19 protein-coding genes are annotated in these 24,715 nt (G+C 63.0%); 9 read left to right on the top strand and 10 right to left on the bottom strand.

What is annotated here, in order from left to right; genetic code table 11:
• Nucleotides 1-52: 52 nt before the first annotated feature.
• Nucleotides 53-592 (bottom strand): universal stress protein, encoded by a 540-nt coding sequence (locus L8V00_RS09585; RefSeq protein ID WP_049050193.1) that lies wholly within the window; start codon nt 590-592, stop codon nt 53-55.
• Between the two features lie 70 nt (nt 593-662).
• Here L8V00_RS09585 and L8V00_RS09580 point away from each other — a divergent pair, with 70 nt between their 5' ends.
• Both L8V00_RS09580 and L8V00_RS09575 read left to right on the top strand, forming a co-directional pair.
• Nucleotides 663-1,868, top strand: coding sequence for a glycoside hydrolase family 3 N-terminal domain-containing protein (locus L8V00_RS09580; protein WP_269944891.1), 1,206 nt, complete (start codon nt 663-665; stop codon nt 1,866-1,868).
• Nucleotides 1,869-1,909: 41 nt separating this feature from the next.
• Nucleotides 1,910-3,631 (top strand): VanW family protein, encoded by a 1,722-nt coding sequence (locus L8V00_RS09575; protein ID WP_269944890.1) that lies wholly within the window; start codon nt 1,910-1,912, stop codon nt 3,629-3,631.
• A gap of 342 nt (nt 3,632-3,973) precedes the next feature.
• Here L8V00_RS09575 and L8V00_RS09570 read toward each other — a convergent pair whose 3' ends face one another.
• Together L8V00_RS09570 and L8V00_RS09565 are read right to left on the bottom strand one after the other, a co-directional pair.
• Nucleotides 3,974-4,285, bottom strand: coding sequence for a hypothetical protein (locus L8V00_RS09570; RefSeq protein ID WP_269944889.1), 312 nt, complete (start codon nt 4,283-4,285; stop codon nt 3,974-3,976).
• Nucleotides 4,286-4,339: 54 nt separating this feature from the next.
• Entirely contained in the window at nt 4,340-4,681 is a 342-nt protein-coding gene (locus tag L8V00_RS09565) for a hypothetical protein (protein ID WP_269944888.1), read from the bottom strand.
• 506 nt (nt 4,682-5,187) lie between these two features.
• Between L8V00_RS09565 and L8V00_RS09560 the strand changes: the two genes are divergently transcribed.
• Together L8V00_RS09560 and dcd are read left to right on the top strand one after the other, a co-directional pair.
• Nucleotides 5,188-6,549, top strand: coding sequence for a UDP-glucose dehydrogenase family protein (locus tag L8V00_RS09560; protein ID WP_269944887.1), 1,362 nt, complete (start codon nt 5,188-5,190; stop codon nt 6,547-6,549).
• A gap of 50 nt (nt 6,550-6,599) precedes the next feature.
• Nucleotides 6,600-7,166 carry a dCTP deaminase gene (gene dcd / locus L8V00_RS09555; RefSeq protein ID WP_111711748.1) on the top strand — a complete coding sequence of 189 codons (567 nt, stop codon included), beginning with the start codon at nt 6,600-6,602 and terminating at the stop codon, nt 7,164-7,166.
• Between the two features lie 34 nt (nt 7,167-7,200).
• Here the strand turns inward: dcd and L8V00_RS09550 are convergent, their stop codons facing one another.
• From L8V00_RS09550 to L8V00_RS09535, 4 genes are all read right to left on the bottom strand, one after another.
• Nucleotides 7,201-8,445 (bottom strand): pyridoxal phosphate-dependent aminotransferase, encoded by a 1,245-nt coding sequence (locus tag L8V00_RS09550; RefSeq protein WP_172457266.1) that lies wholly within the window; start codon nt 8,443-8,445, stop codon nt 7,201-7,203.
• A 95-nt stretch (nt 8,446-8,540) separates the two neighbouring features.
• Nucleotides 8,541-9,374: a hypothetical protein gene (locus tag L8V00_RS09545; RefSeq protein WP_269944886.1), complete on the bottom strand. Its 834-nt coding sequence runs from the start codon at nt 9,372-9,374 to the stop codon at nt 8,541-8,543.
• Between the two features lie 320 nt (nt 9,375-9,694).
• Nucleotides 9,695-13,312 (bottom strand): (Fe-S)-binding protein, encoded by a 3,618-nt coding sequence (locus L8V00_RS09540; protein ID WP_269944885.1) that lies wholly within the window; start codon nt 13,310-13,312, stop codon nt 9,695-9,697.
• Nucleotides 13,313-13,475: 163 nt separating this feature from the next.
• Nucleotides 13,476-14,429 (bottom strand): alpha/beta hydrolase, encoded by a 954-nt coding sequence (locus tag L8V00_RS09535; protein WP_269944884.1) that lies wholly within the window; start codon nt 14,427-14,429, stop codon nt 13,476-13,478.
• A 223-nt stretch (nt 14,430-14,652) separates the two neighbouring features.
• Between L8V00_RS09535 and dnaK the strand changes: the two genes are divergently transcribed.
• From dnaK to L8V00_RS09520, 3 genes are all read left to right on the top strand, one after another.
• Entirely contained in the window at nt 14,653-16,524 is a 1,872-nt protein-coding gene (dnaK, locus tag L8V00_RS09530; protein ID WP_269944883.1) for a molecular chaperone DnaK, read from the top strand.
• Nucleotides 16,524-17,120 carry a nucleotide exchange factor GrpE gene (gene grpE, locus L8V00_RS09525; RefSeq protein ID WP_269944882.1) on the top strand — a complete coding sequence of 199 codons (597 nt, stop codon included), beginning with the start codon at nt 16,524-16,526 and terminating at the stop codon, nt 17,118-17,120. The genes dnaK and grpE overlap by 1 nt, the downstream gene beginning before the upstream one ends.
• 387 nt (nt 17,121-17,507) lie before the next feature.
• Nucleotides 17,508-18,761, top strand: a complete 1,254-nt coding sequence (locus tag L8V00_RS09520; RefSeq protein WP_269944881.1) for an HNH endonuclease signature motif containing protein — start codon at nt 17,508-17,510, stop codon at nt 18,759-18,761.
• A 24-nt stretch (nt 18,762-18,785) separates the two neighbouring features.
• Here L8V00_RS09520 and L8V00_RS09515 read toward each other — a convergent pair whose 3' ends face one another.
• Entirely contained in the window at nt 18,786-19,967 is a 1,182-nt protein-coding gene (locus tag L8V00_RS09515; protein ID WP_269944880.1) for a hypothetical protein, read from the bottom strand.
• A 220-nt stretch (nt 19,968-20,187) separates the two neighbouring features.
• Between L8V00_RS09515 and dnaJ the strand changes: the two genes are divergently transcribed.
• Both dnaJ and L8V00_RS09505 read left to right on the top strand, forming a co-directional pair.
• Nucleotides 20,188-21,405, top strand: a complete 1,218-nt coding sequence (dnaJ, locus tag L8V00_RS09510; protein WP_269944879.1) for a molecular chaperone DnaJ — start codon at nt 20,188-20,190, stop codon at nt 21,403-21,405.
• Nucleotides 21,405-21,827 (top strand): heat shock protein transcriptional repressor HspR, encoded by a 423-nt coding sequence (locus L8V00_RS09505; RefSeq protein WP_034986709.1) that lies wholly within the window; start codon nt 21,405-21,407, stop codon nt 21,825-21,827. Before dnaJ ends, L8V00_RS09505 begins: the two co-directional genes overlap by 1 nt.
• A 25-nt stretch (nt 21,828-21,852) precedes the next feature.
• On the opposite strand, the gene L8V00_RS09500 is transcribed toward L8V00_RS09505, so the two are convergent.
• Together L8V00_RS09500 and L8V00_RS09495 are read right to left on the bottom strand one after the other, a co-directional pair.
• Nucleotides 21,853-23,349 (bottom strand): amino acid permease, encoded by a 1,497-nt coding sequence (locus tag L8V00_RS09500; protein WP_269944899.1) that lies wholly within the window; start codon nt 23,347-23,349, stop codon nt 21,853-21,855.
• A 148-nt stretch (nt 23,350-23,497) separates the two neighbouring features.
• Complete coding sequence (locus tag L8V00_RS09495) at nt 23,498-24,559, bottom strand: LLM class flavin-dependent oxidoreductase (RefSeq protein ID WP_269944878.1); 1,062 nt, start codon at nt 24,557-24,559, stop codon at nt 23,498-23,500.
• Between the last annotated feature and the right edge of the window lie 156 nt (nt 24,560-24,715).

The following is a 24,715-nucleotide window of genomic DNA, read 5'->3' as shown; positions in this document are numbered from 1 at the left end:
CTTCTTGTGGATAGTACCCAATGAAACGCCAGCAGACCTTCGTTTGGGAAAACTAGTCCTCATCTTCGATCGGCGGGACGATCAATACGGGTCGACCAGCGTTCTTGATGATGCTGTCCGACACGCTGGACTGCAGGAAGGATTTCCAACCCGACAGGGCACGGGTGCCCGTGACAATCAGATCCACGTCCAGCTCATCGGCAGCGTCAACGATGGCGCTCCAAATAGCTGTTCCGGACTCTACCAGAAAGGGTTCGGTGACAAAACCATGGGAGTTGGCCAGGTCCACGCCCTCGTTGCAGATGTTCACTGCCTCTGCGTACGCCGGATCGTCGTCCTCCGGCTGCTCGCCGGTTTCGTTGGACCAATCGTGCTGCATCATGCCGCTCATACCCGCCGCGCGCGCAGCTTGGCGGTGGATCGGCTCCCACACGGTCAGGATGTAGGCGTTCTTCGCGGACAGGAAGCGCCCGGCGTGCTCCACGGCGCCACGGGCTTCGGCGGAGCCGTCGTAGGCGATCAGGACGGTATCGCCGCTCGCGTCGAAAGCCTGCTGGTGTGCTTGCTGGGCTTGTTCTGCCTGCTCGGTCATGTGTATCGCTCCTCGGTGGGCACTGCACGATTGGTGCACTGCTCGTTGCGTTTGTTACTACGTTAATACTATGCCCCGTAGACACGTAGCCGCTGGCGCTTTAGGTTTCGTTCTTGTTGTTGCCTCTAGCGCTTGTTCCTTATCGACGCCCACTGACCAGCCAGCCGATACCTCCACCTCCGCGGCCACTTCCGCAGCGCCCAGCTCCGAAAGCTCCGGTGCCGCCGAATCCAGCGCACCCCCAGCGGAGAACCGGCAGGTCTGTGCCCGGGTGGAGGGTAAGACACCTAGGGAGATGGCTGGCCGGATGCTTGCGGTGGGCGTCACAACCTACGAATCAGCAGAACAAGCCGTCGACGAAGGTGTGCGCCACCTTTTCATTGGCTCGCAGACCGATCGATCCATCCTGAATGGGCAGGGCGACCCCGCGCGTAGTTTGGCGGCGCTTGAGGAGCGCGCGGGCGAACCGCTGACCGTGAGCGTGGACGAGGAAGGCGGGCTGGTGCAGCGCCTCTCCGGGATCGTCGGGGAGCTGCCGAGCGCGCAGCAGATGGCGGAGACGATGAGCCCCGAGCAGGTCCGTGACCTTATGGCCGAACACGGCAAGAAGGTCCGTGACTTGGGGATCACCGTGGACTTCGCGCCGGTGGTGGACCTGGCCGGTGGGCAGGAGATTTCCGATAACGCGATCGGTTCGCGGTCCTTCAGCGCCGACCCGAAGGTGGTGGCGGATTACGCGCGCGCCTACTCGGAGGGCCTGCAGCAGGCGGGCGTGACCCCGGTGCTGAAGCACTTCCCGGGGCACGGCCATGCAACGGGGGATTCGCACATGGGTGCCGTGACCACTCCGCCGCTGGAGCAGATGCAGGGCAACGACCTGCTGCCTTTCCGCGAGCTGGTTGATTTTGAGGGCATGGCCGTGATGGTCGGCCACGTGGAGGTGCCGGGGCTAGGCGAGCCTTTGCCGTCCTCGGTGAACCCTGCGGCCTACAAGCTGCTGCGGGAGGGCGGTTATGGGCCGAAGCATGACGCCCCAGGTTTCGACGGCGTGATCTACACCGACGACCTGACGGGCATGAAGGCCGTGACGGATCGTTACCCCGGCCCGGAGGCAGCCGTGGCCGCGCTGGCGGCGGGAGCGGACGTGGCGCTTGCCGCAGCGGGGGCCGTGGAGATCCCCGATGTGGTGGAGGCCATCCGCGTGGCGATCGACGACGGGCGGATCCCTGAGGATCGAGTGCGCGATTCTGTGAATCGTACCTGTGTAACCGAGTAAAAGAATTCCCTGATCGGGGGATTCGCGATACACTAACCTGCGTGAATTCTCAGGATCAGACTAACCGGAGCCGTCGGCCCGTCAAGCCACGCAAGCGCCGCGGCATTCCGTGGTGGGCGTGGTTCTTCGTCGGGTTGATCGGCCTGGGGGGTCTCCTCTACGGCGTGGATCTGGCCATGAGTGAAGGCAAGGTGCCGCGCGGCGTGACCGTCGGCGGCGTGGACATTAGTGGTGTGGATAAGTCCCAGGCGGAGCAGCGTTTGCGCAATGACCTGGGCGAACGCACCCGCCAGCCGGTGACGGTTCTGGCAGGGAACATGAGCTCCACCATTGAGCCCGCCAAGTCCGGCATGCAGGTGGACTGGGGCGCCACGGTGGACCAGGCGGGCCAGCAGCCGCTGAACCCGATTACGCGCATCCGTTCCTTCTTCGAGACCCGCGAGGTGGGCATTATCTCGAAGATTACGGACGAAGGCCTGAATCGGTCCCTGAACCGCGTGGAGCGGGAGCTAACCCGCGACGCGGAAAACGCCAAGTTGTCCGTCGGCGCTGACGGCAAGGCGGATATTAAAGAAGACAAGCCGGGGCAGACCGTGGACCGGGAACTGCTGGATACCGAGGTGCGGGAAAACTGGCTGAACACCGACGGGCGCGTGAACGTGGAGGCCACGATCACCCCGGCAGATGCGGATAAGGACGCCGCCGAGCGGGCCGCCAAGCAGTACGTGAAGCCGGCGACGGCGAAGAACCTGGTGTTCCACGGCCGCGACAAGGTCGACGGTGTGATCACTCCGCAGAACTGGCACGAGATCCTGACCTTCAAGGTGGACGGCGGCGAGTTCATGCCGGAGTGGAACTCCGAGAAGGCGCAGGAGATCCTGAGCGAGCAGCTTTCTAGCACCGAGGTGGAATACCGCGATGCGAGCTTTGAGTTTAACGGCGATGACATCACTGTGGTGCCGTCCAAGGATGGCGTGGAGATCAAGTGGAAGGAAACGCTGGGCGACCTGCAGGGCAAGGCGCTGGATAAGAAGCAGCGCGACCACGAGGTCGTGTACGAGGACAAGAAGGCCGAGTACACCACCGAGCAGGCGAAGAAGGCTCACTTCGACGATGTGGTGGGCACCTTCACTACCGGTGGCTTCAGTGGCCCTTCGGGCACCAACATTCGCCGCGTGGCGGAGATGGTGAATGGCGCAATTGTGCTGCCGGGGGAGACGTTCTCTCTGAATGGTCACACTGGCCCGCGCGGTACTGCGCAGGGCTTTGTGGAGTCCGGCATTATTATCGACGGCCACGCCGGCAAGGCGGTCGGCGGCGGTATTTCGCAGTTCGCAACCACGCTGTACAACGCTTCGTACTTCGCGGGCATGGAGGACGTGGCACACACCCCGCACTCCTATTACATTTCCCGCTACCCGGCTGGCCGCGAGGCGACCGTGTATGAGGGCGCGATCGACCTGAAGTTCAAGAACCCCTTTGATACGCCCGTGCGCATCACCACGGACGTGAGTGGCGATTCCGTCACTGTGCGTCTGCACGGCGTGAAGCAGGTGGATGTGGAATCGATCCCGGGTGAGCGCACAAACCCGACCTCACCGAAGAAGATGGAATTGGACGGTGACGACTGCTCGCCGTCCTCCGGCGCACCGGGCTTCACCATCACCGACACCCGCGTGGTGAAGGATCTGAAGGGCAAGGAGCTTTCCCGCGAGACCCAGCGCACGGTCTACGACCCGCAGCCGATCGTGAGCTGTAAGTAGGGGAGGAGATAGACCCTTGGTTGCGGGTCGGAGGAGCAGCCGGGCAGGGGATTTTTTAGAGAGAGCCTCAGCGGGGAGTGTGCATGATGGCACGCTCCCCGCTTTTTGTTTGTTTTAGATAGCAGTTAAAGGTGGACAGCCTAGCCTTTCACTGTCGGGCACCGGTCTAGTTTGCTTCAGTGTGAAGCGGTGAGGGCTGCCTCTTGATGTGGAGTAGAGCGACTTAAGCCTCTATTGCATCTTCTACAAAAGGCCCTATAGACATGCGAAAAGGGGCGGCAACGATTACTCGTTCCCGCCCCTTTGGCTATCATAGCCTGGAGCTTATAGCTCTAACAGGTCTTAGATGATGATGCCCTGGTTCTTCAGGTAGTTGCCGATGGCGATGCCAACGCTAGCGATAACGCCAACGAAAGCGCCGTAGGTCAGGGTCTTGGTCAGGATCCACCAGCCCGGCTGATCGGTGGTCTGGGTCAGGCCGAAACCGTCCTTACCGGAGATGCCCTGGTCGCTGCCCAGGGTCTGGGAGACAGCCTTCTCGTCCTTCTTCGGGCCGGTCAGGTTGACCTGATCAGCGGAAGCAACAGCGGTGCTGCCCAGAGCAACGGAGGAAGCGGTGGCGATGGCCAGAGCGGCCTTGCGGAAGTTCTTCATGTTAGAAATCCTTTTCCTTGAAATCGTGTGATGAAAGAGAATTGCAGCTCTGGATTAGCCCAGGAAACCGTTGTACTTCAGGAAGTTGTAGGCCGGAGCGATGATCAGGCCCAGAACGGAAGCAGCAGCAGCGGCGATGCCACTGGCAACGAAGATCTTGGCCCAGGGTGCAGGGTTGTTGTTGTCACCCTCGTACTTCGGGTTCAGCCAGTTGCCGATCTGCTCGCCGGTCACTTCCTGGTCGAAGCCCAGCTTGTCCTTCAGCTCGGAGGAGCTGGAGACACCCTTGCCGGAGCCCTGAGTGGTGTCCTCCTCGGCAGCAGCAACGGAAACGCCGGAGATGGCAACGGTGGTAGCGGTAGCAACAGCCAGAGCTGCGTTACGGAACTTACGCATCTGAAATGCCTTTCTGTAAGTGTGAGTGGTTCGAAGTCAAGGACTTCACTTAAGCTTCTCTTGGCTCCTTGATCGCCACTAGCTCTTTCATAAGAGATTCCGGCTGCGAAGCTGTAGAAACGCTGGCAAGTCCTAACAGATAGCTACCTTAACAGGGATTTCAGGGTTTCGGTAAGCGAGGACGAGACTTTCTCGGTGATATAGGTCACTTATGGTGGAACCCTCGGGAACATTTCCTGAATTCGACGTCATTTCCCCAGGTATGCGCATAAAAATATGCCGATGTGGGGCTTGCACACCCTCTTCGCTTTGGGGGTGAATTGAGGGGGGATAGTGTATCGTGCCTCCCGGAAATACTCAGAAACTGCGGTAAAGCGCGACTATTCGGCACACAGCCTCGCCTCAGCTTCCGCTCACTCGCACTTAAGCGCAGTTAACCAAACGCTGCGCACAAGATCACCTGAAGGTCACTTCCCGTTTACCTAGCAATTGTAAATTTGCCTGCTATGCGTATGACAGTGTTTGGAACGGGATACCTTGGCGCAACCCACGCCGCCTGCATGGCCGAGATGGGCCACGACGTGCTCGGAGTCGATGTCGACCCGGAAAAAATCCAAGCTCTCTCAGAAGGGCGCGTACCCTTCTTCGAGCCCGGCCTGCCGGAGATCCTCACCCGCAACATCGAAGCCGGCCGCCTGCGCTTCACTACCGACTACGCCGAGGCCGCCGAGTTCGCCGACGTTCACTTCATCGGCGTGGGCACCCCGCAGCGCAAGGGCTCCTATGCCGCGGACACCACCTATGTAAATGCCGTCATCGAAACGCTCGCCCCACTGGTCAGCGGCAACCACACCATCTTTGGCAAGTCCACCGTCCCGGTCGGCACTGCGCACGAGCTGCAGCAGAAGGCAGATGAGATCGTGGCGGCGTCCCTAAACAATGCCCGAATCACCATCGCGTGGAACCCCGAGTTTCTGCGCGAAGGCCACGCGGTGAAAGACACGCTGCACCCCGACCGCATCGTCCTCGGCCTCGGCGGCGATAGCTCCAACAGCGATGACCGCGCCGAGCAGCAGCGGGTAGAGGACCTCGCCCGCGAAATCTACGCCCCCGCGCTAGAGGAGGGCACGCCGTTCCTGGTGATGGACCTGCCGACCGCGGAGCTGGTCAAGGTTTCCGCAAACGCCTTCCTGGCCACCAAGATCTCCTTCATCAACGCGGTCTCCGAGCTATGCGAGATCGTCGGCGCGGACGTCACCGCACTCGCCGACGCGATCGGCATGGACGACCGCATCGGGCGGAAGTTCCTCGGCGCCGGCCTGGGCTTCGGTGGCGGTTGCCTGCCGAAGGACATCCGCGCGTTCATGGCGCGTGCAGGTGAGCTCGGCGCTGACCAGGCGCTGACGTTCCTTCGTGAGGTGGACGCCATCAACATGCGTCGCCGCGAGAAGACAGTAGAGCTGGCGCGGCAGACGCTGGGCGGCTCCCTCATCGGCCGCAACGTGACGGTCCTGGGTGCGGCTTTCAAGCCCAACAGCGACGATGTGCGCGATTCCCCGGCCTTGGCCGTAGCGGGTTCGCTGTCCCTGAGCGGCGCGAACGTCACCGTGTACGACCCGCAGGGTATGGAGAACGCTGCGAAAATCTTCCCCACGCTGACCTACGCGCCGAACGTAGAGGAAGCGCTCGACGGCGCGGAGATCGTGATCGTGGCAACCGAGTGGAAGCAGTTCCAGGAGCTCGACCCGGTAGCCGCCCGCAAGCTGGTGGCCGGGGACAACCCCACAGTGCTGGACGGCCGCAATTGCCTGCCGCGCAAGGAATGGGAAGCCGCGGGCTGGAACTTCCTGGCGCTGGGGCGGGGCTAGTACACGGCTAGCTGGCTGCGCACAGCGCCACACCCGCTAGGCTATAGAGCGTGTTACTTTCAGACCGAGACATCCGCGCCGCCATCAACTCCGGTGAGCTGAAGATCGACCCCCACGACGATCAGATGGTCCAGCCATCCAGCATCGACGTGCGCCTCGACGGCCTGTTCCGCGTGTTCAATAACTCCAAATACACGCACATCGACCCGAAGCAGCCGCAGGAGGAACTCACCACTCTGGTGGAAGTCCCCGACGACGAGGCCTTCATCCTGCACCCCGGCGAGTTCGTCCTGGGTGCGACCCTGGAATGCTTCGGCATCCCCGCCCACCTGGCCGGCCGCCTAGAAGGCAAGTCTTCCCTGGGGCGCCTGGGATTGCTGACGCACTCCACGGCAGGGTTCATCGACCCGGGCTTCACCGGGCACATCACCCTGGAGCTTTCCAACACCGCTAACCTGCCCATCGCTCTCTACCCGGGCATGAAGATCGGCCAGCTGGCACTATTCACCATGACCAGCCCGGCGGAAGCCCCCTACGGCAGCGGCGCCCTGGGTTCCAAGTACCAGGGGCAGCGCGGCCCGACCCCCTCCAAGGCCTACCTGAACTTCCAGAACTAGCTGGGGCGCGAGGTGGCGTCGCTAAGAAAAACAGCTACTGCCGGTAGCTAGCCAGGAAGTTCCCCAAGCGCTCGATCGCGGCGCGCAGATCCCGGGCCCACGGCAGCGTGACCACGCGGAAGTGGTCCGGGGTCGGCCAGTTGAAGCCCGTGCCCTGCACCAGGTGGATTTTCTCCGAGCGCAGCAGGTCGAACATGAACTGCTCGTCGTCGTGGATCTCGTGCACGTTCGGATCCAGGCGCGGGAAGGCATACAGCGCACCCATCGGCTTCACGCAGCTCACGCCCGGGATCTCGTTCAGCGCCTCGTAAGCGGCGTTGCGCTGCTCCAGCAGGCGCCCGCCCGGCAGCACCAAATCGTCGATGGATTGGCGGCCGGAAATAGCCACCTGGATCGCATGCTGCGCCGGCACATTCGGGCACAGGCGCGTGCCCGCCAGCACGTTAATGCCCTCGATGAAGCCATTCGCATGCCCCTTCGGCCCGGTAATCACCATCCAGCCCGAACGGTAACCCGCCACGCGATAAGCCTTCGACAGGCCGTTGTAGGTGATGCACAGCAGATCCGGGCACAAGGAAGCGATATTGATGTGCTGTGCATCGTCGTACAGGATCTTGTCGTAGATCTCGTCGGCCAGGATCAGCAGGGAGTGCTCGCGCGCCACGTCCACGATCTGCTGCAGGATCTCGCGAGAGTACACCGCGCCCGTCGGGTTATTCGGATTAATGACCACGATGGCCTTCGTGCGCTCCGTGACCTTCGCCTTGATGTCCTCGATGGAGGGCATCCAGTCGTTCTCCTCGTCGCACAGGTAGTGCACGGGGCGGCCGCCGGACAGGGAGGTGGAGGCGGTCCACAGCGGGTAGTCCGGGGAGGGGATCAGCACCTCGTCACCGTCGTTGAGCAGCGCCTGCATCGTCATGGTGATCAGCTCGGAAACGCCGTTGCCCAGGTAGACATCCTCGACGTCGAACTGGGGGAAGCCCGGGATGACCTCGTAGCGGGAGACAATCGCGCGGCGGGCGCTGATGATGCCCTTCGACGTGGAGTAGCCCTGCGCCGTCGGCAGCGCGGCGATCATGTCGCGCATGATCACATCCGGCGCCTCGAAGCCGAACACCGCGGGGTTGCCCGTGTTGAGCTTCAGGATGCGGTGCCCGTCGGCCTCCATCCGCTCCGCCTCGGTGTTCACCGGGCCGCGAATTTCGTAGAGGACGTTTTGCAGCTTCGTCGATTGATCCAGCGTGCGCAGTTCGCTTGGGCGTTTGGGGGTACTCATTCTCCCCATTGTGCCATTGTGGCTGCTATTTTTATAGTTTTTCTTATTGACGCCCCCTCGTGGTTCGACCGGTCGAGGTGTGGCTGTCGGGTGGGTTAGTCGTCGTCCGGGGTGGCGTCTTCGTCGGGATCCGTGGCGCCATTGCCAGCACCGTTGCCGGGCCCATTGCCGTTGCCGTTTCCGTTATTGCCGGTGCCGGGGGAGGGGTTGCCACCGGCATCTCCGCCGATGCCACCGGGGCGAGGGGTGCCTCGGTTTGGCGAGCTGGGGCGCGGTTCGTTATCGCGTGGCGGGCGAGAGGGCTTCGCGCTGCTAGACGGCTCGGAGCTTTCGGATTCGGACTCGGTGGGGGTTTCCTGCTCCGTCTGCACGGGTGCCTGGGGTGCGTAGTAGTTCTGGTTGCCGCCTCCGTAGCCGGGGCCCGCGTCTGGGGTCGGCGGCGTTTCGTCGTCATCGTACTTTCCGGTGGTGGTGGGCTTCGGGTACGAGGGCTTCAGCTGCTCAGTGTTGCTGGAGCTTCCGGGGGCGCCGGTTTCTGTGGAGCGCATGGTGGCGAACGCACCGATGGCGACGATGATGGTGGCGATCAGGCCCAAGGTGAGTACCCAGGCCCAGAAGGGCATGATCCCGAAGAACTTCCGGAGGCCGGACTTGGGCTTTTCTTCTTCCTCTTGTTCGTCTTCTCCAGGGTTGGCCGAATTATCGGCTGAGGTATCGGGGTTTGCCTGGGTTTCCGAGTTGGTGGGGTTCTCCTGGGCTTCCGGGGTATTGGGGTTAGCGGCCGTGCCCGAGGTTTTGCCAGCAGCTGCGCCACCAGCGTTTAGGTCAGAGTCGCTGACAGCCTTCATCACGGAGGTTTCTTCAGCGTCGCTGACGGACTTCCCCGAGTTGAGGGGGTTGTTCTTGTCGTTCGAATCAGCGTCAGTCATGGAAACCTACCTCTATCTGTGGGCGTGAGGCTTGTGCGCGCGGGCTCTTTCTATGAGATTTCATTCTAGAATATTGCGCGCCACGGGTACATTCCCAGCCCCGGGATTGGCTGGCGGGCGAATGTCCCAAATCTTCCACTCTGTTTATATAACTATTTCTTTTGTGCAGGTCAGGACGTTTTGACGATGTCATCATTTCAGTGGAAAACGTCAAAAGTGGAAGATTTGGGACATCACGTTGGTGGCTAAAGCAAAAGCGGCGGCAGATCCAGCGTTCTGCTGGACCCGCCGCCGCTATTCAGCGTGCGAGCTAGTCGCTTTTACTGTGCGCCTGGTGCGCCAGGGGCACCCGGAGCGCCGGGGACGATGTTGGTCAGCTTGATCGGACCGCCATCGTTGGCCGGCTGTGCCGGTTGTGCTGGCTGCGCCGGAGCTTCTTCTGCCGTGGTCTCCTCGGCCTGTTCAGCTTCGGCCTGCTCGGTCTCAGTCTGCTCAACTTCAGCCTGTGGCTCCTCGGACGGAGCCTCTGCCTCAGCAGGTGCCTCGGACGGAGCCTCAGTCTGCTGATTCTCTGCCGGAGCAGCCGGTGCAGCCGGAGCAGCAGCTGCAGCTGGGGCTGCAGGAGCCGGGGCACCCGGTGCGCCCGGAGTAGTGGCCGTCAGCTTGATCGGGCCACCATCTTGTGCGGGCTGAGCCGCCGGTGCAGACTGTTCAGTCTTCGGGGCTTCAGCTGCTGGTGCAGCTGGTGCAGCCGGAGCTGCCTGCGGAGCTGCCTGCGGAGCCTCAGCGGACTCGGCTGCAGTCTCGGCCGGAGCGGCGTCCTGAGCTTCTGCCTGGTCCGAGTCGTCGGAAGCAGCGGCTGCAGCAGCGCCAGCGCCAGCTGCGGCGGCACCTGCACCAGCGGCGGCTGCCGGAGCTGCGGCAGGAGCGCCCGGGGCACCCGGAGCGGTGGCGTTCAGCTTGATTGGGCCACCATCTTGAGCCGGCTGTGCAGCCGGTGCAGACTGCTCAGCCTTCGGAGCCTCTGCAGACTTGTTGGACTCAGCAGCCGGAGCAGCAGGCGCTGCCGGAGCGCCCGGAGCAGCAGGCGCTGCCGGAGCGCCCGGAGCAGCAGGTGCACCAGGAGCAGCAGGTGCGCCCGGAGCTGCCGGGGCGCCAGCGGAAGGTGCCGACGGAGCAGCAGGTGCGGCCGGAGCAGCAGGAGCACCAGGAGCAGCAGGCGCGCCCGGGGCAGCAGGAGCACCCGGGGCTGCTGGTGCGCCAGCGGAAGGCGCCGACGGAGCGCCAGCGGAAGGAGCACTAGGTGCAGACGGTGCAGCAGGTGCGCCAGCGGAAGGTGCGGACGGTGCAGACGGTGCAGCAGGTGCGCCAGCGGAAGGTGCAGACGGGGCAGCCGGAGCACCCGGAGCAGACGGCGCAGCCGGGGCACTCGGAGCAGCTGGAGCACTCGGGGCAGCCGCAGCAGCACCCGCCGCGGCAGCGCCACCAGCAGCAGCGCCACCAGCGGCGGCAGCAGCTTCCTTCTTCTTCTTGGCCTCTTCGGCCTTGCGCTTCTTCTCCTCGGCAGCCTTCTTCTTGGCTTCCTCCTCGGCCTTGCGCTCGGCTTCCTCGCGGGCCAGCTTCTCCTCGTCTACCCAGCCACGCTCAGGCGCAACCAGGAACTCCGGAGACTTCGGTGCAGGCAGCTCGCCGTCCACCAGGACGGACTCGCGGAACATCTGGGCGATATCCAGAACCTGGGTGCGGTCCTGCTTGTTCTCGATGTCGGCCTGACGGTTGTTCACACCGTCGGTCATCATCGTCTTACAGAACGGACAGCCGATGGCGATGGCGTCCGAGCCGGTGGCCAGAGCCTCGTCCGTACGGTTCAGGTTGATGCGCTCGCCCAGATCCTCTTCCATCCACATGCGGGCACCACCGGCACCACAGCAGAAGCCAGTATTGCGGTTGCGCTCCATCTCCACCAGGTTGGCGCCGGAAGCGCCGATCAGCTCACGCGGAGCCTCGAAGACCTTGTTGTGGCGGCCCAGGAAGCAAGGATCGTGGTAGGTGACCTGGCGGCCGTTTTGCGGTGCAGATACTGGCTCCAGGCGACCCTCGCGGATCAGCTTGTTCAGCAGCTGGGTGTGGTGGACTACCTGGTAGTTACCGCCCAGCTCCGGGTACTCATTGCGCAGGGTGTTGAAGCAGTGCGCACAAGTCACAACGATCTTGCGCTGCTTCGGCGGCACGCCTTCGAAGGCGTTGTCCAGGATCTCGATGTTCTGCTCTGCCAGCATCTGGAAGAGGAACTCGTTACCGGCACGGCGGGCGGAGTCACCAGTACAGCCCTCGCCCTCGCCCAGCACGGCGTACTTCACGCCGGCGGTGTACAGCAGGTCGGCAACAGCGCGGGTGGTCTTCACCGCGTTGTCGTCGTACACGCCTGCACAGCCGACCCAGAACAGGTACTCGGTGTCGTCGAAGTTCTCGATGTCCTCGCCGAAGACCGGCACCTCGATGCCGTCTTCCTTGGCCTTCTCGATCCAGTCGGAGCGCTTGTTGTTGTTCTGGCCCCACGGGTTGCCCTTGGTCTCCAGGTTCTTGAACAGGCCACCCAGCTCGGTCGGGAAGTCAGACTCAACCAGCACCTGGTAGCGGCGCATGTCGACAATGTGGTCGATGTGCTCGATGTCCACCGGGCACTGTTCCACACAGGCACCACAGTTGGTGCAGGACCACAGCACGTCGGGGTCGATAACACCCATCTCGCCCGCAGCAACCAGCTGCAGCAACGGCATGTCCGCGTGGGCGTCAACAGAAGGATCGTCCAGAACGGCGGTGTCGGTAGCCTCGCCGGAGAACATGCCACCTGCGTGGGCCTCTTCCTTACGTGCGGCCTTCAGGTACGGCGCGGACTCGATGGCGTGGTCACGCAGGTTGGTGATCAGCAGCTTCGGGCTCAGCGGCTTCGCGGTGTTCCAAGCCGGGCACTGCTCCTGGCAGCGGCCACACTCGGTACACGAGGTGAAGTCCATCCAGCCCTTCCAGGTGAAGTCGTCGATCTTGCCAACGCCGATCGAGTCTTCCTCCGGGTCTGCGTTTTCCATGGTCAGCATGCGGCCACCGGAGGTCAGCGGCTTCGCTGCACCCAGTGCGTTACGGCCGTCGGCGTTGCGCTTCAGGAAGATGTTGAAGAACGCCATGAAGCGGTGCCAGGCAACGCCCCACTTGATGTTCATACCGACGATGAACAGCCAGATCATGCCGGACAGCAGCTTGATCAGCGCGAAGATGGAGACCAGCAGCGGGGATTCCGGCAGGATCTTGGCCAGCTGCATGGTGAAGAAGTCGGTGGCCGCGTGGCCGCCCTCGTAGCTGGCGAAAGTGGCGATCTTGGATGCCTTCACGAACATCATGCCCAGGCCCTCGATCAGCACAACGGCCTCAACGAAGTAAGCCGCGCCGGAGTTGGAGCCGTAGAAGCGGGCCTTCTTGTCCTTGTCGCCGATCTTCTGGCGAATGATGATTAGCGTGATGATACCGATGACGGTGCCCAGGCCCAGCAGCTCGTCCACGAAGTGGTACACGGCCCAGTCACCGATGATGGGCCAGCCGCCTTCAGGGTTGAAGATCTGAATGTAGGCCTCGAACCACACCATGGCTCCCAGCAGGAAGCCGACCATGACGAGCCAGTGGGCGATTGCCACGCCTGGCTTCTTGGCCATCTTGGTGTGACCGATGATCTCCTTGATCAGGTTCATCAGTCGGCCGGCGGGGTTATCTGTCCTCTTCAGTGCCGGTTGGCCCAGTCGGATCGTGGTAAAGATCTGCGCCGCGCCGCGGATGAAGAACACCCAGGCGGGGAGGGATAGCAGTGCGCCAATGATGCCCAGTGGGACGGTGATGCCCCAGGGGATATCGGATGACGTCGCCTGCCCTGCTGCCAGCAGGTACATGTGAAGCTCCTCGCAAGTCCAGTTATGTATGAAGTAATTACTTACTGGGGCAGATTATCAGGGAGTGGGGCTTTATTTGAACTTTTCTAATTCCGAGCGGATCTGGCGCGAACTTGGGGTGGACCTAGCGTTGACCTGGCGAAATAGGCAACATTCGTGTTGTTTAAATGCGGCTGGCGATCCCGATCTGCTCGCGTCGCGCCGCCTTGCCTGCGCGGGTGTTGCCGAGGTGGTACATGTGTTGCTCGCCACGCGCGACGTTGAGGTTAGTGGTGATTCCTTGTTTCTTTATTGTTGACGCCCACTCCTCCACGTCTGGCAGTGAAATATCGCGGTCGCCGCAGTAGAGCGTGATTTCGGAGCTTCCGAAAGCTCCTTGGAGCTGGTCGGCAGTGAGGTGTAGGGGGCTCACCCGCGGATCCTCCGTGGGGATCTCGCCCGCCCACAGTGCGCCCTGGCGGCGCAGCTGGACGGGGTTGAGGATTGCATCTTTCGGCTCGAAGTCGGGGATGCGCGGGTTGGCGAGGTCCATGTCGAGCCACGGGGCATTCAAGATCAGGCGCGCTGGCGGCTCTGGTTGCTGGGTGTGCTCGGGGGTAGTAGCGAGGGCGGACAACGCCAGCCCGCCGCCCGCTGAATCCCCAATAATGGTGATGTTTTTGGCACCATGTTCCGCCACCAGTTGTTCATAGCAGCGGCGGATCAACGGCAGCGCCTCCGCGTGGTTGTGCTCGGGCAGCAGGCCGTAGAGGGGGATGTCCACCCGCACGCCCGCGTCCGCCAACTGGGCGACGAAGTCCCAGTTACGCTGCTTGATCGGGTTCACGAACCCGCCGGGCAGCACGTACAGCACGGCCTTCGTTGCTGCCTGCGCGGGGGAGAGCTCCTTAATTGCTGCTGTGTGCGGGTCGTAATCTCCTGTGTCGCCCGCACCTCCGAACTCCATGGGGGCCACCGAGTAGACCGTGAATTCGCCGGAATCGCCCTCTGTGCGTTCGGTGACGGCAAAGTGTTGCCGCAGGGAATGCGGCGGTTCGGCTGGGGCGGGAGGGGTAGAGAAGGTGGCGTCATTACCCGTTCCGGAAGAACGGCCAACCAGGCGTTTGAGGAAAGACATGGGCACAATTCTAGCTTTTTTAAAAAAAGTTGAGCCGAGTGGGAACAACTTTGAGCAGGGATGAGTTGTAGAGGATGTGAGCAAGTTGAGTGAGGCTAACTCAAGTCAGCTTGACTAGGCGCGAAAAACGCGGATACTGGTTGGCAGAGACGGGCGAAGTTGAGTCCGCTCGACTAAGGCTCGATAGATTTCATTCGCCCCAGAAAAAATAGGAGGAACTGATATGGGACGCGCAGTAGGAATTGACTTGGGCACCACCAACTCTGTGGTGTCTGTTCTGGAAGGCGGCGAGGCAAAGGTCATCGCCAACTCCGAGGGATCCCGTACCACCCCGTCCATCGTGGCTTTCGCCAAGAACGGCGAGGTGCTGGTCGGCCAGTCCGCTAAGAACCAGGCGGTAGCCAACGTGGATCGCACCATCCGCTCCGTTAAGCGCCACATGGGCACGGACTGGAAGGTCTCCATCGACGACAAGGAGTACACCGCTCCGGAGATCTCCGCCCGCACCCTGCAGAAGCTGAAGAGGGACGCGGAGAGCTACCTGGGTGAGGACGTAACCGACGCAGTCATTACCGTCCCCGCCTACTTCAACGACGCACAGCGCCAGGCAACCAAGGATGCCGGCCAGATCGCCGGCCTGAACGTCCTGCGCATCGTCAACGAGCCGACCGCAGCCGCCCTGGCCTACGGCCTCGAGAAGGGCGACAAGGAGCAGACCATCCTGGTATTCGACCTGGGTGGCGGTACCTTCGACGTCTCCCTGCTGGAGATCGGCGACGGTGTGGTTGAGGTTCGCGCAACCGCCGGCGACAACGAGCTGGGCGGCGACGACTGGGATCAGCGCATCGTCGACTGGCTGGCCGACAAGTTCAAGGCAAGCCACGGCGTGGACCTGACCAAGGACAAGATGGCCCTGCAGCGCTTGCGCGAGGCAGCGGAGAAGGCCAAGATCGAGCTGTCCAGCTCCCAGCAGGCCTCCATCAACCTGCCGTACATCACGGTGGACGAGGACAAGAACCCGCTGTTCCTGGACGAGACCCTGACCCGCACCGAGTTCCAGAAGATCACCCAGGATCTGCTGGACCGCACCAAGACCCCGTTCCAGGCAGTGCTGAAGGACGCGGAAATCAGCGTGGACGAGATCGACCACGTCGTGCTGGTCGGTGGCTCCACCCGCATGGTTGCCGTCTCTGAGCTGGTCACCGAGCTGACCAACGGCAAGGAGCCCAACAAGGGCGTAAACCCGGACGAGGTTGTGGCCGTGGGCGCTGCCCTGCAGGCTGGCGTGCTGCGCGGCGAGGTTAAGGACGTGCTGCTGCTGGACGTCACCCCGCTGTCCCTGGGTATCGAAACCAAGGGTGGCGTGATGACCAAGCTGATCGAGCGCAACACCACCATCCCGACGAAGCGTTCCGAGACCTTCACCACCGCTGAGGACAGCCAGCCCAGCGTGCAGATCCAGGTCTTCCAGGGCGAGCGCGAGATGGCTGCGCACAACAAGCTGCTCGGCTCCTTCGAGCTGGCGGGCATCGCTCCGGCACCGCGCGGCGTTCCGCAGATCGAGGTCACCTTCGATATTGACGCCAACGGCATCGTCTCCGTCTCCGCGAAGGACAAGGCCACCGGCAAGGAGAACACGATCAAGATCCAGGAAGGCTCCGGCCTGTCCCAGGAGGAGATCGACCGCATGGTCAAGGACGCCGAGACCCACGCGGAAGAGGACAAGAAGCGCCGCGAGGAGCAGGAAGTCCGCAACTCCGCAGAGTCCATGGCATACCAGACCCGCAAGTTCGTCGAGGACAACAAGGAGAAGGTCAACGAGGACACCCAGAACAAGGTCGAGGAAGCAGCCAAGGCTGTTGACGAGGCCCTGAAGGGTGATGACATCGAGGCCATCAAGGATGCAGTGGAGAAGCTGAACGCCGAGTCTCAGGAGATGGGCAAGGCCATCTACGAGGCTGAGGCAGCCGCCGGCGCCGAGGGCGCTGGTGCTGGTGCGGGTGCGGACGCAGGCTCCGCCGCAAACGATGACCCGAACGTTGTGGACGCCGAGGTTGTCGACGAGGACACTTCCGCAGAGGATGATAAGAAGTAATGGCTGAAGATCTGAATCAGGACCCGGGCGCCCCGGAGAACACCGACCCGGAGGCAACCTCGGCCGAAAGTGCCGAAGCTGCCGCCGCGGAAGCCGCGGAGGCGCAGGGTGTCGACGAGGGTCTGGCCGATGCTGAAGCTGCTGCGGCTGATGCTGAGGGCGTCAATCCCGAAGACAACAACAGCATCGAAGCCGAGCTGGCCGAACGCACCGAGGATCTGCAGCGCGTGACGGCGGAGTACACCAACTACCGCCGTCGCGTGGAGCGTGACCGCGCGAGCGTGATCACCGGCGCGAAGGCCGAGGTGGCCGCCGAACTGCTGCCGATCCTGGACGACCTGGAGATGGCAGAGCAGCACGGCGACCTTACCGGGCCGCTGAAGTCCATGTCGGACAAGCTGCAGTCTGTGATGGCGTCCATGAAGGTGGAGAAGTTTGGCGAGGAAGGCGACGAGTTCGACCCGAACTGCCACGAGGCCGTGCAAGACACGAGCAGTGGCGACGACAAGGTGCTCGCCACCGTCCTCCGTCGCGGCTACCGCCTGGGCGACCGCGTGCTGCGCAACGCGATGGTCATTATCGGCGATCCGCAGTAGTTATTAGGGGTTAGCGCCAGGGGTGGCGTGAGATCCAGAGAGCTTCACGGCTTTTGCTGTGGGGCTCTCTTTTTTGTGTGGTGGGGTGTATTTGTGGGAGGTATCTGTGAAGGGGCAGGTAGGATCTAAGAACTAGAACAAGTGTTCGATTAAGTGAGTTTTTCTTGGAGGGTTGTCCGGGGCGTTTTCTATGCTGATCGCGTACGGAAAACCACGGGACACGAGCCACGACACACTGGGGACTTCCATCATTGAAGGGGAATGATGTTTGACCAGCCCACACCACCCGACAGACCACCGCAAGACCCACCGCATAACCAACCACAAGGCCAACCACAAGGCCAACCACAGGGGCCGTTCTGGAAAGTTACCGACCCCACCGACCCGATGAGCGCAGCGATCTGCGACATCAACCGCAACCACGCGCGCCTCGCCTTGGCGTGCACACCGCACGACGACGAATGCATCACCGACGTGACCACCCGCCTGGGCGCGCGCCTGGGTCTCCCGGAGTTCCGAGTGGTCCAGCTCGTCGACGTCGGAACCACCTTCCGCCGCTTCCCATCGCTGGTGGAGCTGGCGGAAACCGGGGCTTACTCTATCGAGCTGTGGCGGATCGTCGCTCATAGCCTTGTTGCAGTTAGTGACGCCCACATCTCCGCTGTAGAAGCCGATGTCTACACTGCACTTTCACCCACTCGGCCTAACCAGGCGATGTTGGGGCAGAGTACGATCCGCCAACGCCTGAAGAAGATCGTCATGGATCACGAGCCTTTGGCCTGCCCGATCGATCCCGCCGAACTAACCTCTCCAGCGGGCGAAGGTACGGATGGCGCAGCCGGGGCAGACGGTACAGATGGCGCAGACGGCACGGGTTCTGACGTAGAGGGCGTCAGTACCGAAGACCTGGCCGTCCTCGGCGCCGCAACGCGGCTAGCTATCGACGACCGGTCGGCCGACTACACCGAGTTCTACCTGACCCTTCCGAAGCTGGAGGCGCTGGAGCTGATCCAGGCGCTCGACAGCGTGAGGAACAAGCAGAATTGTTCCAGGGTGCGGGCGCTTTTGAGTCTGGTGCGGGGGAGTGTGACTGCGGAGGTGAACCTCAACCTGTACCGCCAGGTGGATGCTCCGGAGGCGCAGATCTGGGCCGCCGGCAGCTGGCTCAACGCGCTGGCCACGAAGGAGTGGATGGAGCGGATAACCCACCTGCAGGCTCCGGGGAAGGCCGCTACCGCCGGCTATACCCCGACGCCCCTCATTCGCGCGAGCGTGGAGGGTCGGGATGGGACCTGCCGCTTCCCGGGCTGCGACACCCCAGCGCACAAATGCCAGCTAGACCACGTCAAACGCTTCGTGCATGGCGCCCCGAACGGCGGACCAACCGACACCTCAAACCTCCACTGCCTCTGCACCAAACACCACAACGCGAAAACGACGGGAGCCTGGGACGTGACAATCAACCCCGACGGGGAGGAAACCTGGACAAGCTTCGGAGACGGCCACACGGTGATCACCACGCCAAACGGCCCGCTGGGAAGAATCACCTTCCGGCACCGAGCAGTGAAGCGAGCGCGGAAGGTGGTGGAGCACAACCAGCGGAAGCAGAAGCGCAACCTGGAGGACGAGCCGCCGTTCTAGCGAGGACGCACTAGCGCCGCCGTTCTAGCGCTTGCCCTGGTTGATCCTCTCCATGAGGTACGCCGGGGGCTGAATGTCGATCTCCGCCCTGCCGTCACCTTTCGCCTTGATGTCGGTGAACGTGGTGATCTCAGCCATGTGCGAAAACATCAGGCGTGGGCTCAGCGCGCCCGCCTGCCGCGAGAACTCCTGGGCGGTCACGGCCGCCATCATCTTGACGGAGCCCAGCATGTCGGTGCCTTCGCTCATCTCTCGAACCAGGGTGATGTGGCGATGCGGCGTGGAAAAAACAAGTCCTTCGCTGGGATCGATCTGCGGCAGGTAGCGCTCGAGGATCTCGTTCATGAGCAGGGGTACTGATCCCGCATAGTAAGAGCCGCTTTCGATCGCCCAGAAGCGCTCGTTGGGGCGGTCTTCGCTCGCTCGAACAGGCTGCACATCCAGGCCGGAATCGATCAGCTCCTGCCACAGGTTGCGGTAGCCAATCCGGAACAAGTCCTCAATCGGACCGCGATTGTTCAGCGAACCTGGGCTCAGCGCCAAAACGGAGTTTGGCGTATCCAGAACCAGGTTGATGCACAGGTCATCCGAATAGGGTCGAATTGGCGAATCCGGGTTGAACTCTAGCGCATCCGCCCGCGACTGCTCCGGCAGAAGATCGATCGCCATTAGGCGCGCCCGCAAACGGGAGTAGAACTCCGCATCCGGAAGTGAAAGCAAATCCCGCTCCGAGCTGGCAGCCGGCCCGAGCAGACTATTGACGAAATGCTCTACCAGCACAGGCATATCCCGACCGAAATCCTCGGCATTGGCGCACTGCTTCGTGATGTTCTCGAGCCCCAGTTGCGAACCCTCGCCATAGTCCGGCGCGGGGAGTCGCCCGCCATAGGGGCCGGGCGTGGGGCCCGGGTAGCTCAGCGGCTTCTGAATGTGTTCGGGCTTGCTGTAGTACACGACCTCGGGCGTGGGGGTTGCGCCGTAGCCCAATTCGTTGAGCGCTTGCACGATCTGCCGGATCAGCGCCGTCGATTGGTGCAGATCCAGGCGGGGCAGCGGCACCGGTGGGTCCTGCGGGCCGGGCTCTGCAAGCGGCGCGCTGGGGCTTGCTGGCGAATTGGGTGCAGGCGAGGTGCTGTGCGGGGTGTCATGCGATGCGTCATGCGAGCCGAAGAGTCGGCTAAACCAGTTGCGCTTCTTAGGTGCCATGACCCCCACCCTAGCTAGTTTCGGGCTGGCAAGTCTCCAGCAATGCACGCTGCAAGGCCCGAAGTGATGTGGGGAGGGAATAAATACGTGGGGGCGTCGTTAAAGAAGATTAGATAACGAAAGTTCAGCGCGGTAGACTCAAGGTTGAGTATTGATACCCCGCGTGAACAGCGCAGTAACTAAGCGCAGTAAACACAGCGCAATAAGGAAGGAGCGACACATGGCGCACAGTGAATGGGCCGAGAAGGATTATTACAAAGACCTCGGCGTGTCCTCCACCGCATCGGCAGAGGAGATCAAGAAAGCTTATCGCAAGATCGCCCGCGAGAATCACCCGGACGCGAACCCGGGAGACACAGCGGCGGAGGAGCGGTTCAAGAAGGCTTCCGAAGCGTACAGCGTGGTGGGGGACAAGGAAAAGCGCGCGGAGTACGACGAGCTGAAGCAGATGCTTGCTAGCGGAGCCTACTCGAGCTTTGGCGGTGCAGGCGGTACTGGCTTTGGCGGTGCCGGCGGCACAGGCTTTGGCGGCGGCTTTAATGTCTCTGATCTTTTTGGAAATGACGCCACCAGTGGCGGATTCGGTGATGTCTTCGGCGGACTCTTCGGCGATGATCCGACCGCTGGCGCCTCCCGCAGCCGCTTCGGTGGCCGGGGTGGTCGGGCTGGACGCCGCACCCAGCGCAGCCGCGGGGCGGACGTGGAGACGGAGCTGACCCTGGAATTCCGCGAGGCCACCAAGGGCGTGACCGTGCCGATCCGCCTGACCAAGCCCGAGCCGTGCGAGAGCTGCCACGGCTCCGGTGCTAAGGCGGGTACTTCGCCACAGAACTGCGGCACCTGTAGCGGCAGTGGCATGGTCAGCGAGAACAGGGGAACCTTCGGGTTCTCCCGCCCGTGCGCGGACTGCTCCGGCACTGGCTCGGTGATTAAGGACAAGTGCCCGGATTGCTCCGGCACGGGGCGGACTACCCAGTCCCGCACGATCACCGTGCGCGTGCCTGCGGGCGTGGTCGACGGGCAGAAGGTGCGCCTGGCCGGGCAGGGCTCGGCGGGGCAGCGCGGCAAACCGGCTGGCGACCTGTTCGTGACGGTGCACGTGAAGCCCGACAAGGTGTTCAGCCGCGACGGCGACGACCTGAAGTTGACCGTGCCGGTGAGCTACCCCGAGCTGGTGCTCGGCGGTGCGGTGACGGTGCCGACCCTGGCCTCCAAGGTGCGGGTGCGCATCCCCGCCGGTACGCAGGATGGCACCACGCTGCGCGTGCGCGGCCACGGTGTGAACAAGCGCAACGGCGCTAGCGGCGACCTGCTGGTGACCGTGAAGGTGGCCGTGCCGAAGAACCTGGACGAGGGTGCGATGAGCGCGCTGCGCAAGTACTCGGAAGAGGAAAAGCGCTCCGGATTCGACCCCCGCGAAGGATGGGAGGGTAACTGATGAGTACCGGTAAAAACGGCGGCGAGCGCGAGGTTTTCGTGATCTCCGTCGCCGCGCGGATCACTGGAATGCACGCCCAGACGCTGCGCACGTATGACCGGATGGGTTTGGTGACGCCCCAACGCACCAGTGGCGGTGGCCGCCGCTACTCGCGCGAGGATATAGAGCAGTTGCAGGAGATCCAGCGCCTCTCCCACGAGGAGGGCGTGAACCTGGCAGGCATCAAGACGATCATCGCCCAACAGAACCGGCTGGACGAGCTGGAAGAAGAAAACGCGGCACTGCGCCGCCGCCTGGCGGAGATGCAGGCCCGCGTGGAGCGGGGCGAGGGCGCAGGCGCGGGCGGGCGCTCGCGCGGCGAGATTGTGCACGTCCCGCGTTCTACCTCTGTGGTTCTGTGGGACCGGCAGAAGCGGCGGTAGCTTGCGCTAACTACAGCGGCGGTAGCTAGAGACTGATCTGGCCGGTGACGATGAGGTACAGCGCCGCGATGGCGGAGGCCACGACGAGGGCGCTGATGACCCACTCGAAGGCGTTGAATACGCGCCCGCCGGCCTTGATGCGGGTGGCGACGTAGACCACCAGGCCGGGTACGATCAGCAGCGTGCCGAGCAGGACGAACTGCAGCTCGGCGGCGTACAGCAGCCAGAGGGAGTAGCCGAAAGCCACGGCACTGATGAGCAGGTGCCCGCGGTTGGTCTTCTTGCCGACCTCGGGCCCGGAGATGTCGAACTTCGAGCCGGCGTCCGGGTGCTTGAACCCGTGGCCACGGGTGGCCAGGAATAGTAGGTACAGGCTGGAGAACACGTAAGGTACCAGGTACAGGGACGTAGCCAGCTGCACCATCGTGGTGTAGGTGGATTCGTTCAGGTAGAAGACGATGATGAACGCCTGGATAACCACGGCGGACAGGAACTGCGAGACGTACGGGGCGCCCATGTCGTTGGTGCGTCCCACGGCCTTCGGCAGCAGCCCGTCCTGGGCCATCAGGGTGATCGGCTCGGCGCACAGCATCTGCCAGGAGACGTAGGCGCCCAGCACGGAGATGCACAGGCCGACGGAGATCAGGCCAGCACCCCACGGGCCGACGACGTGTTCCAGGACGGTGCCCATGGAGTTATCGCCCATTGCGGCGAGCTCCTCGCGGGAGACCACGCCGAAGGAAAGGAAGCTCACGGCGGTGAGCAGGAAGAACACGGAGACGAACCCCAGGAAGGTGGCCAGGGAGACGTCCTTGCGGTGGCGTGCGCGCTTCGAGTAGGTGGAGGCGCCCTCCACGCCGATGAAGGCCCACACGGTGAACAGCATCATGCCCTTGACCTGGTCGCCGAGGGAAAGCGCCTGGTCCTGGTTCTCGCCGAAGGTGGCGGCGCGGCCCCAGAAGTCGGAGGTGAAGACATCCGTGTTGAAGCCGACGAAGGCCACCAGCACCAGGAACGCCAGGATCGGCAGGATCTTCGCCACTGTGGTGATGACGTTCATGATCGCCGCTTGGCGCACGCCGCGGGAAAGAACCAGGAAGATTCCCCAGGTAAGCGCCGATACACAGATCGACTGCACCAGCGGGTGATCGCCGCCGAAAATGGGGAAGAAGAAGCCCAGCGAGCCGAAAAACAGCGTAGCGTAGCCCACCTGGGCGATGATGGTGCCCAGCCAGTAGCCCCACGCGGAGGCGAAGCCCACGAAGTCGCCCAGGCCGGCGCGCACGTAGGAATACACGCCGGAATCCAGGTGCGGCTTGCGTAGCGCCAGGGCCTGGAAGACGTAGGCGATGCACAGCATGCCCACGCCGGTGATGCCCCAGCCGATCAGTGCAGCACCCGGCGAGGCGACAGACGCGATGTTCTGCGGCAGCGCGAAGATGCCGGCGCCGACGGTGGAGCCGATGATCAGGCTGACGAGCGTGCCCATGCGGACGGTGCGTGGGTCGTCCTTGACCAGCACTTCAGCAGTGGAGGCCTGCGGGTGATAAACCTCGGCAGCATCCTGAGTAGATGGGGTATCCCCATTATTAGAGATATTCACGGTTAGTACCGTACAACGTGCCCGTTGGTTAGGCCAACCTGTTGTGGTTTTGTGGTGCTAGCTCTCGCTAGTTGTGCTCGGCAGTGCTCGGCTCCCAACCCAGTGCAGGCGCGACGTGCGTGGCGAAGTTCTTCAGCAGGCGAACATTGGCCTCTACGCCCAGCTGATTCGGGATAGTGAGCATCAGTGTGTCGGCCTCGGCCACTGCGGCGTCATTAAGAAGATCCTCGATGAGCTCGTCGGGTTCACCAATATAGGTTCGGCCGAAGGTGGAGCGGTAGCCGTCGATCACGCCGAAGTGGTCGCGGCTCATGCCGTGGGTGCCGACGATCGCCCGGTCTTCGGCGCTGGTGATGGGGAAGATGCTGCGGGAGACGGAGGTGCGCGGGGTCCAGCCGTGCCCGCTGCTGGCGAAGGACTCCTTGAAGACTTGGAGCTGCTGTGCCTGCAGGTCGCCGAAGCTGTCGCCGTTGCTCTCGGTGAGGAGGGTGGAGCTCATGAGGTTGACGCCCACCTGCCCCGCCCACTTGGCCGTTTCGCGCGTGCCCGCGCCCCACCAGACGCGGCGATCCAGGTTGGGGGAGTGCGGGAGTACGGGGATGGAGGCGCCGGGCTGGTACATGTGCGGGTATTGCTTCTCCGCCGAGGGGGCAGTGGCCATGCCGACCCCGCGGATGGCGGCTAGGTAGCGCAGGAAGTGCTCGCGGGCGATGTCGGCGCCTCGGGGGTCGGTGGAGCCGGTGTGGCCGAAGGCTTCCCAGCCGCGTTCGACAGCCTCGGGGGCTCCGCGGGAAACGCCGAGGGCGATGCGGCCGTCGGCGATGAGGTCCAGCGCAGCGGACTCTTCGGCGAGGTGAAGAGGGTTTTCGTAGCGCATGTCGATCACGCCGGTGCCGACTTCGATGTTCTTGGTGCGGGCGGCGATCGCGGCCAGCAGGGGCATGGGGGCAGCCTGTTGGGGTGCGAAGTGGTGGACGCGGAAGTAGGCGCCGTTCACGCCCAGGCGGTCGGCTTCTACTGCAAGTTCGATCGACTGGTGCAGCATGTCACGCGCGCTGAGCATGTGCGGGTGCGCGGGCTGGGGGTTGAGGGAATAGTGGCCGAAGCTGAGGAATCCGAAGGCTTTCATGATTTTAGTGTACGTGAAGATAGTTGATGTATCAACTAGATGGGTGAGGGCTGGGCTGGCGGGGCTGGGTTGGCGGGGCGGAAAGTAAAGCCGGTATAACAATGATTGTTCTGACGCGATTAAGAGGGGTGCCTGGTTTGTCGGCTGCAGTAATAA

The sequence above is a fragment of the Corynebacterium evansiae genome (assembly GCF_027570065.1).
GTDB lineage: Bacteria > Actinomycetota > Actinomycetes > Mycobacteriales > Mycobacteriaceae > Corynebacterium > Corynebacterium evansiae.
This window is presented reverse-complemented; position numbering and strand designations above follow the sequence as displayed.

Coding starts and splice junctions, on each gene's coding strand:
- L8V00_RS09585 (WP_049050193.1), bottom strand. CDS start 592: ATGACCGAGCAGGCAGAACAAGCCCAGCAAGCACACCAGCAGGCTTTC.
- L8V00_RS09565 (WP_269944888.1), bottom strand. CDS start 4,681: ATGCGTAAGTTCCGTAACGCAGCTCTGGCTGTTGCTACCGCTACCACC.
- L8V00_RS09550 (WP_172457266.1), bottom strand. CDS start 8,445: ATGAGTACCCCCAAACGCCCAAGCGAACTGCGCACGCTGGATCAATCG.
- L8V00_RS09515 (WP_269944880.1), bottom strand. CDS start 19,967: ATGGCACCTAAGAAGCGCAACTGGTTTAGCCGACTCTTCGGCTCGCAT.
- dnaK (WP_269944883.1), top strand. CDS start 14,653: ATGGGACGCGCAGTAGGAATTGACTTGGGCACCACCAACTCTGTGGTG.
- L8V00_RS09540 (WP_269944885.1), bottom strand. CDS start 13,312: ATGTACCTGCTGGCAGCAGGGCAGGCGACGTCATCCGATATCCCCTGG.
- L8V00_RS09580 (WP_269944891.1), top strand. CDS start 663: ATGCCCCGTAGACACGTAGCCGCTGGCGCTTTAGGTTTCGTTCTTGTT.
- L8V00_RS09560 (WP_269944887.1), top strand. CDS start 5,188: ATGCGTATGACAGTGTTTGGAACGGGATACCTTGGCGCAACCCACGCC.
- L8V00_RS09505 (WP_034986709.1), top strand. CDS start 21,405: ATGAGTACCGGTAAAAACGGCGGCGAGCGCGAGGTTTTCGTGATCTCC.
- L8V00_RS09520 (WP_269944881.1), top strand. CDS start 17,508: ATGAGCGCAGCGATCTGCGACATCAACCGCAACCACGCGCGCCTCGCC.
- L8V00_RS09570 (WP_269944889.1), bottom strand. CDS start 4,285: ATGAAGAACTTCCGCAAGGCCGCTCTGGCCATCGCCACCGCTTCCTCC.
- dnaJ (WP_269944879.1), top strand. CDS start 20,188: ATGGCGCACAGTGAATGGGCCGAGAAGGATTATTACAAAGACCTCGGC.
- L8V00_RS09535 (WP_269944884.1), bottom strand. CDS start 14,429: ATGTCTTTCCTCAAACGCCTGGTTGGCCGTTCTTCCGGAACGGGTAAT.
- L8V00_RS09545 (WP_269944886.1), bottom strand. CDS start 9,374: ATGACTGACGCTGATTCGAACGACAAGAACAACCCCCTCAACTCGGGG.
- L8V00_RS09495 (WP_269944878.1), bottom strand. CDS start 24,559: ATGAAAGCCTTCGGATTCCTCAGCTTCGGCCACTATTCCCTCAACCCC.
- grpE (WP_269944882.1), top strand. CDS start 16,524: ATGGCTGAAGATCTGAATCAGGACCCGGGCGCCCCGGAGAACACCGAC.